The 12,572-nt window shown below is 52.8% G+C and carries 6 protein-coding genes; all 6 read right to left on the bottom strand.

Translation table 11 applies throughout. The annotated features are described in order from the left end of the window. Nucleotides 1-155 precede the first annotated feature (155 nt). Nucleotides 156-2,126, bottom strand: coding sequence for an acetate--CoA ligase (gene acs / locus BP822_RS07195; protein ID WP_013718457.1), 1,971 nt, complete (start codon nt 2,124-2,126; stop codon nt 156-158). Between the two features lie 535 nt (nt 2,127-2,661). Further along, nucleotides 2,662-4,653 (bottom strand): acetate--CoA ligase, encoded by a 1,992-nt coding sequence (acs, locus tag BP822_RS07190; RefSeq protein ID WP_048131716.1) that lies wholly within the window; start codon nt 4,651-4,653, stop codon nt 2,662-2,664. A 350-nt stretch (nt 4,654-5,003) separates the two neighbouring features. Next, the gene (gene acs / locus BP822_RS07185; protein ID WP_013718459.1) at nt 5,004-6,992 is read right to left on the bottom strand and encodes an acetate--CoA ligase; all 1,989 of its coding nucleotides are present in this window, start codon (nt 6,990-6,992) and stop codon (nt 5,004-5,006) included. A 370-nt stretch (nt 6,993-7,362) separates the two neighbouring features. Then, a complete protein-coding gene (gene acs / locus BP822_RS07180) occupies nt 7,363-9,381 on the bottom strand; it encodes an acetate--CoA ligase (RefSeq protein WP_276619502.1) in 2,019 nt (672 codons plus the stop codon). A 376-nt stretch (nt 9,382-9,757) separates the two neighbouring features. Next, nucleotides 9,758-11,071: a tRNA (N(6)-L-threonylcarbamoyladenosine(37)-C(2))-methylthiotransferase gene (locus BP822_RS07175; RefSeq protein ID WP_013718461.1), complete on the bottom strand. Its 1,314-nt coding sequence runs from the start codon at nt 11,069-11,071 to the stop codon at nt 9,758-9,760. Further along, complete coding sequence (locus BP822_RS07170; RefSeq protein ID WP_013718462.1) at nt 11,068-12,108, bottom strand: AI-2E family transporter; 1,041 nt, start codon at nt 12,106-12,108, stop codon at nt 11,068-11,070. Before BP822_RS07170 ends, BP822_RS07175 begins: the two co-directional genes overlap by 4 nt. Between the last annotated feature and the right edge of the window lie 464 nt (nt 12,109-12,572).

The following is a 12,572-nucleotide window of genomic DNA, read 5'->3' as shown; positions in this document are numbered from 1 at the left end:
TATTCGTAGCTGAATATTCAAACACATGGTAGTTACTGAATAAAACCTCAGAGTCACAGAGCGCACAGAGGATCATGAAAAAATGTCGAATTCTTGTGACTAGCGCACGAACCCACACTAAATAGCGAGGAGCCAAAAAGAAAAAGTTATTCCGCTCAGCCGAGAAGCGGAATCATATCGAGTGACTTGGGATTGACGACAGAGGACGTGTCGGCAATCTTCTCTCCAAGGGCCCGAGCTTTGATCAAGGGGCGCACAGGCTTACCTGCCTTGTTCCTGGGGATATCCTCGACAAATACCACATCCGAGGGTATGGCAATCGGACCCAGGGTCTTGCGTACAAAGGTCTTGATATCCTTCTGCAGGTTGGCGTCACCCTCTATCCCGGGGTTGAGGACGGCATAGACCACAATGCTCTCGCCCTTAACCTTGTCTGGCTTGCCCACCACAGCAGCGGCTTTCACTGCGGGGTGCTTTTCGGCTGAGGCTTCCACCTCTGCATTGGAGATGCGGTGGCCCGCCACCTTGAGGACATCGTCTCCCCGTCCCAGGGCCCAGATGTAGCCATCCTCATCCACCCGGGCTTTATCTCCGGAGAAATATTTGCCCGGGAAAGTGGACCAGTAGGTCTCATTATACTGGGCTGGATCCCGATAGATCTCCCTGAGCATGGACGGCCAGGGCTCGGTGATGATGATATCGCCTGTGGCTCCAGCAGCTGATGGCTGGCCGTTCTCATCCACTACCCGGACATTATATCCGGGCAGGGGGAATGAGGGTGAGCCGGGCTTGAGCGGGGTTATGGGCAGGGGGGCTATTACCTGAGAGCAGGTCTCGCTCTGGAACCAGGTGTCCATAATGGGAGCAGCCCCGCCGCCCACATACTTCCTCCACCAGATGAAGGCGTCGGGATTCATGGCTTCGCCCACCGATCCCATCAGCCGGACGGTGGAGAGGTCGTACTTCTGCGGCCAATTCGGCCCCTCATTCATGAACATCCTGATGGCGGTGGGGGCAGTATAGATCACACTGACCCCGTACTCCTCGATGATGGAGAACCAGCGGCCAAAGTCGGGGTAGTCGGGTGAGCCCTCGTACATGACGCTCGTCGCTCCCAAAGAGAGCGGTCCATAGGCGATGTAGCTGTGACCGGTGATCCATCCGATGTCTGCTGTGCACCAGTAGACGTCGGTATCCTTGATATCGAAGACCCAGGAGGAGGTAAAAGCGGGGCCAACGCTCGCTCCGGCATGGGTATGAACTATTCCTCTGGGTTTGCCTCCGGCGCCGGCGGTGTAGAGGATGAAGAGAGGATCTGCGGAGTCCATGGGCAGCGTGTCGAATGTTGCCGGCTGGCCGGCCACAAAATCGTCCCACCAGACATCCCTTCCCTCCTGCATGGCGGTCTCCTGGCCGTTCCTCTTTACCACTACCACCTTCTCGATGTACTCAAGGCCGGCGATGGCCTCATCTGCCTGGGGCTTGGTGGCGATGGGCTTCCCCCGGCGATAAGAGCCATCGCAGGTGATCAGGACCTTTGGCTGGCAATCCTCCAGGCGGTCGCGGACGGCTACGGCGGAGAATCCTGAGAAGACCACCACATGGATGGCGCCCAGCTTTGCGCAGGCGAGCATGGCCACCGGCAGCTCGGGAATCATGGGCAGGTATATTCCCACCCGATCGCCCTTCTTGACCCCCATCTTTTGGAGGGCATTGGCGAATCTATTGACATCTCTGTAAAGCTCGTAGTAGGTTATCTTGCGCACGTCACCCACGGGCTCGCCCACAAAGATGTAGGCCAGTTTGTTCCGCCGCCATGATTTGGCGTGCCTGTCCAGGGCATTATGGGCGATATTGATCTTGCCGCCAGTGAACCATTTTGCAAAGGGGGCTTTCCACTGCACAACATCCTTGTAGGGCTCGAACCAGTCGGCATAGGTCCTGGCCATCTCATCCCAGAACTGGACATAGTTCTCAGAGCACCAGGCTCTCAGCTCTTTCTCCGACTTCATGCCCTTCTCCTTCATCCAGGCCATGACATTGGAGCTCTCCACAAGGTCCTCAGGCGGATAGAACAGGCCGCCATTAGGGTTCTGAGCAGAATTTTCTGTTTTATTATCAACCATTTTAAATCGCCTTACTATATTAGAGCTTTAAAAGGCATTATTTGTCTTTATGTGATTTATTCACCTATGATTAATTGTTTGTGACACTGTAATGCCTTTTAGACAATTAATTTAAGTTTCATTACAAGGATATAAGTTTGTTGAATCCTATTTATGATGATATATTCTCTTTTGACTTATTTTATCTTTAATGGTCTTTTAAGCTAGATTTATGGTGTTTTTTCCCATAATAAATTCTTGTTGATTGAGAAAAGCGAATCTATTGGCTATCTGCAATTGCGTCGAATCCCTGGTTTATTCGGAGGTCATGGTTGGATGAGCATTGTTGTCGCAGCAAGCTGGGAGAAATCGGAATCATATGGTCCAGGAGTGCCGATGGTATTGCCCAGATAATGCCTCTGGCGGGAAATATAGCCGTTTATCACGATTCCTTAATTTTGGGCTTTCAAATCAGCAGCATAATTGTAATCATTCATTTTTGCGTCTATTTGGCATGATCCTTGGAATTAATAAAAAAAAGAGGGTGATATCCCGCTTACAGGTCAATGCGCGGGATGTTGTCCACTGACTCGGGATTAGCCAGAGCAGAAAGGTCTCCGGTCTCCTTGCCCAGGGCCTTGGCCTTGATGACACGGCGCATGATCTTGCCGGACCTGGTCTTGGGGACATCCTTCACGAAGTAGACCTTGTCCGGGTAAGCGACCGGGCCCAGTACCTTGCGGACGTGGACGGAGATCTCTTTCGCGAGCTCGGGAGATTCAGCAACGCCATCTCTGAGTATGACGAAGGCCACGATCTTCTCGCCCTTGACCTCATCAGGCTGGCCGACGACGGCTGCCTCAGCGACCTTGGGGTGAGAAACGGCGGCGGACTCGACCTCAGCATTGGAGATTCTGTGTCCTGCAACCTTCAGCACATCATCGATTCTGCCCTGGATCCACCAGTAGCCATCCTTGTCGCGGGTGGCCTTGTCTCCAGCCAGATATGTGCCGGGCTTAACCTGCCAGTACATATCCCAGTACTCCTTCTTGTACCTGACTTCATCTCTGAAGAAGGCACGGAGCATGCTTGGCCAGGGAGTCTTCTGAACGATGTTGCCGCCGTAACCGAGTGGCACGGAGTTGGCATCCTCGTCAAAGATATCGGTGTTGAATCCGGGCAATGGGAAGCACACGGAGCCGGGCTTCTCGGGTGTCATGACCAGAGGAGCGATGACATGGCATCCGGTCTCAGTCTGCCACCAGGTGTCGATGATTGGTGCCCTGTCAGAGCCGATGTTCTTTCTGAACCACATGTAGGCTTCTGGGTTCAATGGCTCGCCCACAGAGGCCAGGATCCTTACCTTGGACAGGTTGTACTTCTTCACGAATTCCTCGCCGGTCTTCATGAACATCCTGATGGCAGTGGGTGCGGTGTAGAATACAGTGACACCGTACTTCTCAATGATAGACCACCAGCGGCCCAGATCGGGGAAGTCGGGAGAGCCTTCGTAGAGAATGGTTGAGGCGCCGAGGCACAGGGGACCGTATACCACGTAGCTGTGGCCGGTGATCCATCCGCAGTCTGCAGTGCACCAGAAGACGTCATCATCGTGGACGTCCATTACCCAGGAGGTTGTCTGAGCGGGTGTGACGGCATATCCGCCGTGAGCGTGCTCAATACCCTTGGGCTTGCCGGTTGTGCCGGAGGTGTAGAGGATGAACAGCCTGTCTTCTGGATCGAGCATGACGGTCTCGCACTCTTCGGACTGGCCCTTCACGAAATCATCATAATAGACATCGCGTCCCTCGGTCATGGGTACTGCTACCCCGGTTCTCTTGACGACGACTACCTTCTGAACGGAGGGTGCAGTCTTCATTGCCTCATCCACATTGGGCTTGAGAGGCAGTGGCTTGCCGCGCCTGTAGAAGCCGTCAGCGGTGACGACAACCTTGGCCTCAGCATCGTTGACCCTGCTGTTCAGGCCGCCGGAGGAGAATCCAGAGAAGACGATGGTGTGAATGGCTCCGATCTTGGCGCATGCCAGCATGGTGATGGGCAGCTCTGGGATCATGGGGAGGTAAGCGACGACTCTGTCACCCTTGACTACACCAGCGCCCTTGAGGGCATTGGCCATCTTGTTGACCTCGATATAGAGCTGGCCGTAGGTGATATCCCTGGCATCTCCAACGGGCTCGCCGATAAAGTGGTAGGCGACCTTGTCCTTCTTGGCCCCCTTGGCATGCCTGTCCACGGCATTGTAGGCCACATTGATCTTGCCGCCGGTGAACCACTTGTAGTAGGGCTTGCCGGAGTCATCCAGGACCTTGGTGTAGGGCACAGACCAGTCAGCATAGGTCTTGGCCATCTCGTCCCAAAACTCAATATAATTATCAGAACACCACTTGCGCATCTCCATCTCAGTCTTGAAGCCCTTCTTCTTCATCCACTGATATGCATTGGAATACTCAATTATGTCCTGAGGGGTGTTGAAAATCCTTGTCTCTTCCTGCAGAGAAGCAGTCTTTGCTGTTTCAGCCAATTTCATACCTCCTTCAAATCTCGATCTGGCGTTCCCGGCTCCCGATTTTGTCAGACTTGGTTTTTGAAGAGAACTCTATAGACCTTCAGAATGTCTCTTCTGGTCGACTTTCCTCTTAATTGCACATCTTGCGCGTCGCAGGGAGCTCGATGAACTTCGAATCGAAGACTTCTTGCTCATTTATAAAGTTATCGCGATATTAATCATCACTTAAATTAATGGTAATTATTTATCACAAGAATACTGAGTTGCCTTGCATCAATTTAAATATTTTTCTAAAGGAATGCCAAAATAAATGCTTAGATGTAAGCAGCACAATAATATGACAAAAAAAGGATATAAAAAAGTATGCCCGCTCAGATGAGCGGGATGGCATCAACTGCATCGGGGTTGGCCAGAGCGGACAGATCTCCGGTGGGCTTTCCTAATGCCTTGGCCTTGATGACGCGGCGCATGATCTTGCCGGATCTGGTCTTGGGCACATCCTTGACGAATAAGACCGTCTCCGGATAAGCAACTGGGCCCAAAACTGTGCGGACATGCTTGGCCAGTTCCTTCTTCAGCTCCTCAGTCTCCTCCTGTCCAGTCCTTAGGATGACGAAGGCAACTATGACCTCACCCTTGACCTCATCAGGCTTACCGATAACTGCAGCCTCCGCCACCTTGGGGTGAGATACCAGTGCCGACTCCACCTCGGCGTTGGAGATCCTGTGTCCTGCAATCTTCAACACATCGTCGATCCTGCCCTGGATGAAGAAGTATCCGTCCTTGTCTTTCATTGCCTTGTCGCCAGCCAGGTATGTGCCGGGCCTGATATCCCAGTAGGTGGACCAGTACTCCTTCTGGTACCTTTCGGGATCTCTGTAGAAGGCCCTGAGCATGGATGGCCAGGGTGTGTTGCTGACGATATTGCCTCCAGAGCCGAGAGGAACCGGGTTTGCTTCCTCGTCCAGGACATCGATATTGAATCCTGGGAGCGGGAATGTCGCAGAGCCGGGCTTCAATGGAGTTATAGGCAGGGGAGATACCAGGAATGTGCCGGTCTCAGTCTGCCACCAGGTGTCCATAATCGGCAACTTGCCAGCGCCAAAGGTGTTTCTATACCACATCCAGGCCTCGGGATTTATGGGCTCGCCCACAGATCCGAGCAGCCTCAGGCTGGAAACATCGTACTTCTTGGCCCAGGAATCTCCTGCCTTCATCAACATCCTGACTGCTGTTGGAGCAGTGTAGAAGACTGATACCTTGTTGTCCTGAATTATCTTGTACCACCTTCCCAGGTCTGGGAAGTCAGGAGAACCCTCATACATTATGCTGGTTGCACCAAGAACGAGCGGCCCGTACACAATGTAGCTGTGGCCGGTAATCCATCCGATATCGGCTGTGCACCACCATACATCATTGTCCTTAACATCAAAGACCCAGTGCAGAGTCTGAGCAGGTCCCACCTGGTATCCGCCATGGACATGCTCAATACCCTTAGGTTTACCGGTAGTTCCAGAGGTGTACAGGATGAACAGGCGATCCTCTGAATCCATCTTCTCGCACTCGCATGCGTCGGACTTTCCGGCCACAAGGTCGTCCCACCAAATATCTTTGCCCTCTTTCATGGGGACGGCAACGCCCGTCCTCTTGCACACCACTACATTCTTCACCGATGGGGTATTAGCTGTAGCTTCGTCGACATTTGGCTTGAGGGGCAGCGGCTTGCCGCGCCGGTAGAAACCATCCACAGTAATAACCACTTTGGCCTCGGCGTCCATGATTCTGCTGTTTAGGCCGCCAGAGGAAAATCCAGAGAATACAATGCAGTGAATGGCTCCGATCTTGGCTATGGCCAGCATGGCGATGGGCAGTTGAGGGATCATGGGCATGTATAACATGACTCTGTCTCCCTTTACCACGCCCAGGCTCTTCAGGCCGTTGGCGAACTTATTGACCTCCTTTTCCAGCTGTGCATAAGTGATCTTTTGAGTGGGCTGATCGGTAGGTTCAGGCACGAATATATAGGCCACCTTATCTTTCTTGGCCCCCTGGGCATGCCTATCCACGCAGTTGTGGGTCACATTGCACTTGCCGCCCACGAACCATTTGGCATATGGTGGCTTCCATTCTAGGGTTGAGGACCAGGGCTCAAACCAATCTGCGTAGGTCTTGGCCATCTCTCCCCAGAACTGGATGTAGTTGGCAGAGCACCAGAGGCGCATCTCGCGCTCTGTCTTGAAGCCTTTCTCTTTCATCCACTTCATTACGTTGGAGTTCTCTGCCAGATCCTTGGGTGCCTCGAATATCCTTGTCTCTTCCAGTAAAACTGATGTCTTTGCAGTTGCTTTTTCCTCAGCCAAATTTACAGCCTCCTTTATAATCCCCACGTCTTCCCAACTCTCCGCCTGATCTATCCTGATGCCAGGCAGCCAGCCCAACGCAGCCATCTGGCATTCCTTTTATTATCGCAATAGGGCCAAAATCCCAGCCAGCAGGAGCCATTGGGAATATTGTAGCGATCGATAATTAACCTGTTTTTTCATTTATAAATCTATCGAGGTGACTTAACGTTATGATTGATAATTATCATTATTTAACGTGATTAACAAAACACTAGGCTTTTAGAAATTGCCATATTGTATGGATGAGAACGTTAAAGCAATCAATCAAGACTTGATGGAAAAAGAAGACTTTAGCTCCGCTAATCTGATAAAAAAAATAGGATCCCCATCAGACGATCTTGGGGATCCCATCCACTGCTTCTGGATTCATCAGGGTCGATATGTCCCCAACCGGGTTTCCAAGGGCCCTCGCCTTGACGACACGGCGCATTATCTTGCCGCTCCTCGTCTTCGGGAGGTCGTTGACGAAGTGGACCTCCGTGGGCGCAGCCACCGGCCCAAGGGTCTTCCTGACGAAAGCGATCGCATCCTTTGCCAGCTCAGGGGACGGTTCATTGCCGACCCTCAGGATGACGAAGGCGACGATCGACTCGCCCTTAACCTCGTCGGGCTTTCCAACTACTGCCGCCTCGGCTATCTTGGGGTGAGCCACCAGGGCAGACTCGACCTCGGCGTTGGCTATCCTGTGGCCTGCGACGCTGAGAACATCATCGATTCTGCCCTGGATGAAGAAGTAGCCGTCCTTGTCCCTCTGCGCCTTGTCTCCAGCGAGATAGACGCCGCGGCGGCCGGGAACATCCCAGTAGAACTGCCAGTACTCCTTCATGAACCTCTCTTTGTCGCCCCAGAACGCCCTGAGCATCGAAGGATAGGGCTTCAATGCCACTATGTTGCCTCCGGATCCCAGAGGAACCTCATTCCCTTCCTCATCCAGGATGGATATGTCATATCCGGGGAGCGGGAATGTGCACGATCCGGGCTTCAGTGGCGTGATGGGCAGCGGAGAGTTGAGGAAGGTTCCGGTCTCGGTCTGCCACCAGGTGTCCATGATCTGGAGCTCGCCTCGTCCAATGTGCTCACGATACCACATCCAGGCCTCCGGATTGATCGGCTCGCCGACGGATCCCAGTAGCCTCAGGCTTGAGAGGTCGTATTTAGCAGGCCATTCTGCGCCCTGCTTCATGAACATCCTTACCGCCGTGGGGGCAGTGTAAAGGACGGTGACCTTGTGGTCCTGGATGTTCTTCCACCACCTACCGAAGTCTGGATAGTCTGCAGCGCCCTCGTACATGAGGCTGGTCATGCCCAGAATGAGCGGAGCGTAGACGATGTAGGAGTGACCGGTGACCCATCCAATATCGGCGGTACACCACCAGACATCGTCGTCCTTCAAGTCGAAGACCCAGTGAAGCGTCTGAGCCGGTCCGACGGCGTTTCCGCCCGTTGCGTGCTCGATACCCTTGGGCTTGCCGGTTGTGCCGGAGGTGTAGAGGATATACAGCCTGTGCTCCGGGTCAACCCATACCGGCTCACACTCTTCGGACTGGCCCTTGACCAGATCATGCCACCAGACGTCCCTGCCCTCTTTCATGGAAACGTCAACGCCCGCACGCTTGTAGACGATAATCTTCTCAACTGACGGAGCGCCGCCAGCTGCCTCGTCGGCGTTCGGCTTCAGAGGCACCGGCTTTCCGCGCCTGTAGAATCCATCCACGGTGATGATGGCTCTGGAACCGCAGTCAGCAGCCCTGTCCATCAGGCCTTTGGAGCTGAATCCGGAGAAAACCACGCTGTGGATGACGCCGAGCTTGGCGCAGGCGAGCATGGCGATGGGAAGCTGGGGTATCATGGGCATGTAGATGCTGACCCGATCCCCCTTCTTCAAGCCGAGGCTCTTGAGGCCGTTTGCGAACTTATTGACCTCCTTATAGAGGTCGCCGTAGGTGATCTTCTGGACTGGCTGGTCTGTCGGCTCTGGTATCCATATGTATGCAACTTTGTCCTTCTTTGCGCCCTTGGCGTGCCTGTCCACGGCGTTGTATGTGATGTTGATCTCACCTCCAGTGAACCAGTGGAAGTAGGGCATCTCCGAGTCGTCCATCACCTTAGTATAGGGCTTGTGCCAGTCAACGTACGTCTTTGCCATCTCGTCCCAGAACTCGAGGTAATGCTCATCAGAGGAGCACCAAGCACGCATCTCCTTCTCAGTCTTGAACCCTTTCTTCTTCATCCACTGCATCACGATTGACTTTTCTACCAACTCTTTTGGCGGATTAAAGATTCTGGTCTCGTCCTGAAATACTGTCGTCTTCAACTTCTTGTCTTCTTTGCCAGCCAATTTCAACACCTCCTAAATCAAAGCCTAATATTTCGCGCACTTTTCTCCTATCCCAGGGAAAACTTGACGCGAAGAACCTGCCCGCTGTCCACTCTAATTCGTCATAGAGAACAGCAGTTTTGCACATTTCCGATTTGTCTTTCAGATAAATAAGGTTTTTGCTTGTTAATAATTATAAATAATAAAGATTATAGACCCTATGGCTTGAAGAGATGGTCGAATCTCGAAGAGCCTAAAAGCAGCCGTGCCCGGCCGCTGGAAGAATACTGTTAATTCCAACTTATTCAGGCTCACAGATCTGAGGAAATTAATGCAAAAATAGCATCGCGAGCAACAACCATGGCTCTTTTCCGCAGCAAAACCTAAATAAATAGTTGACTATGAATCATAATTGGAGAATTCCACTTAAATAATATGGAGTGGTTTCCATGATCTTTATCTGGCACCATCTTCCCAGATCAAGCGCGCCGGGGATCACAATGCCAGCATAATTGGCAGATCGGGCCTTCATGGTCTTGTCTCTCCCACACTCAGTCACAAGAGCATGCAATACCTTCCCCAAATAACGGCGATTCCTCCTCTCAGCGATCTCCAGCCATAATCGGGTCATCTCCCTCGAGCGGTCTTTCTTAATCCTGTCCGGCATGTCGTAGAGACTGGCGGCTGATGTTCCAGGCCGAGGAGAGAATCTGGTGATATTCACCTTATCCGGCTGCAATCTCTCAATCAGGCTCATGCTCTCCTCAAAATCCTTATCCGTCTCGCCGGGAAAGCCAACGATAATATCAGTTATTATGGAGATGTCTGGATAGGCAAATCGAAAGGCGCTCACAAGCTCGAAGAACTCATCTGAGGTGTATACGCGTCCCATCCTCTGCAAGATTTCATCTGAGCCGGACTGAACGGGGATATGCAGGAAACGGTAGATCTTTGGGCTCTGAAATGCCTCAATAAGCCTATTCTGGATGAGCCGAGCGCTATCGGGATTCATCATTCCAACCCTGAGCATAAAATCCCCTGGAATCTCAGTCAGCGTCTCCAGCAGCCCGGCCAGATCAGATCCAATATCAGATCCAAATGCGGCAGTGTCCTGAGCAGATATCTGGATCTCGGCTGTGCCAAGCTGTGCCAGCCTTTCCACGGCAAGGACCACATCCTCAACCGGGCGGCTCTTCAGCCTGCCCCTGGCTTTTGAGACTATACAATAGCTGCATGAGCCGTTGCAGCCGTCCGCCACATTGACAATGCCGCAGCTCTCTCCTCCGGGAGATGATTCGCGAAGATGAACAGCAATATGCCTCTCGCGCAGCATTTCTTCAGATTGAAAATTCTGAGATTGTAATTGCCCGGATTGCATATGCTGCGAAGGCATGAGCCAACCATCAAAGAGTCCAGCGATCCTGGCGGCATCTCCTTGACTCAAAGGTCCCAATCGCCCCCGGCAGCAGAGCGTTTGAATCGACTGGGGTATTGCCGCCGCCAGGCAGCCGGCGACGACCAGCCTCTCGCCCTCCAGCTGCCGCAGCCGGCGGAGGATCTTTCTCTCCGTCCTTTCGGTGACCGCACAGGTGTTCACTATCACCATGTCCGCCTCCTTCAGGCCGGAAGGGATATGGCCCATCTCCCTCAGGGCCTCTGCCAGATCCTGAGAATTCCCGAAGTTCGATGTGCAGCCGAAGGTCTCGATATAAAACCTCATTCCAAAGCCTCACTTGAGGCCGTCTCCTCCCTTCTCACCTGATAGATCCCACTGATCGCCCCTATGACCGCCGGGGCGAGGAAAAAGCCGCCGATCCCTGCCACCAGAGCCCCTCCAAAAAAGGAGAGCATTACCAGCAATGGGTGCAATGAGGATCTGGTGGAGATGATATAGGGCCTTATGAAAAGCTCTGAGGGGAGATAGATGAGAGCGGAGCTGATGACCAGGAAGAATAAAGCACCCTCCAGGCCCACGGTGAAGTAGCGGTAGACGGCCAGGGGGACCAGGACCGCCCAGGAGGTGAGGACCGGGACCATGCCTGCGATAAAGACGATGCTCGCCAAAGCTATGGGCCGGGGGATGTCGAAGAGGAAGAATATCACCGCTGCGATCAAGCTTCCCACGATTGATGTATAGACGGTGCCGATGAATATGCCGCTCAGAATTCGGTCGATTCTATCGATGTATCGCTCAAGAACCCTCATCTCTCCGTCTGGCAGGAGGGATATCAGCGATCCCACAAAGCCCTCTCCATCCAGGAGGATGAAGTAGCAGATGGGAAAGGAGATGAGAAAGTTGATTATCCCCAAAGAGGCCATCCTGCCGATTTGGAGGATGGGAATAGATGCTGCCAGAGAGGCGATCAGGCCGAAGGCGTTCTCCAGACCGGAGAGCAGGCTCTCCCTGGCCCAGGAAGGAAGGTCTGTCGCCGTCTGCTGCATGAGATATCCAAGCCAGTACCTGAGCGCCTCCTGGTTCTTTGCCAGGGCTATTATCTGAGTGGCCACCTCAAGGCTTCCCAGGCCCAGCATCAGGAATATGGGGACCACGACGCAGATGGCAGCAACAAGCGACCCGAGCTTTTTTCTCTTGCCGAACCGATCCCTTATGGGCCGGCCCACATAGGCAAAAACGCTGCCCAGGATTATGCCGTCTAAGAATGGAAAGGCAAAGCATGCGGTCATGAGGACCGCGGCCAAGGCTAGGATTAAAATGCCCTTATGCTCTGAGCACCAGCGATCAGGGTCGTAGTCCATGGTTCACACCAAAGAATGAAGCATCTTGTCTTGCCGCGGAATTCATTCGCTTGATAGATATGGGTGACGCTTTATTAATGTTTCAAGGGAATGAAGATTGAGTGGGAGAGATGCGCCAGAGTTGCATAAGGAGATGATGACTGAGGATCGAGCATTCTCCAGGGCCAGGAAATAGATGCTTCTTGTGACTTCGCCTGCTACTATTGTTCGTCTTTTTTCTAACCTTAATCGTTTCTGTGCGTCTCTGTGAGCTTTGTGACTCTGAGGTTTTATTCCGTAACTACCATGTGTTTGAATATTCAGCTACGAATATTAACCGCAGAGACGCAGAGTTCGCAGAGACGTGGAAATTTACCTTATTACCAGCACTTGAAAAAAAAGGCTCCTCGCTATTTTGTATGGGCGAACTTGAATCGCTGGTTCTCTGTGTCTCGGTGCCTCAGTGGTGAACCGCTATGCATTGA

This window comes from Methanosaeta sp. UBA458, from assembly GCF_002496085.1.
In the GTDB taxonomy this organism is placed as follows: domain Archaea; phylum Halobacteriota; class Methanosarcinia; order Methanotrichales; family Methanotrichaceae; genus Methanothrix; species Methanothrix soehngenii.
Note: the sequence above shows the minus strand (reverse complement) of the source record. Positions and strands in the feature narration are given on the sequence as shown.

Coding starts and splice junctions, on each gene's coding strand:
- acs (WP_013718457.1), bottom strand. CDS start 2,126: ATGGTTGATAATAAAACAGAAAATTCTGCTCAGAACCCTAATGGCGGC.
- acs (WP_048131716.1), bottom strand. CDS start 4,653: ATGAAATTGGCTGAAACAGCAAAGACTGCTTCTCTGCAGGAAGAGACA.
- BP822_RS07175 (WP_013718461.1), bottom strand. CDS start 11,071: ATGAGGTTTTATATCGAGACCTTCGGCTGCACATCGAACTTCGGGAAT.
- BP822_RS07170 (WP_013718462.1), bottom strand. CDS start 12,108: ATGGACTACGACCCTGATCGCTGGTGCTCAGAGCATAAGGGCATTTTA.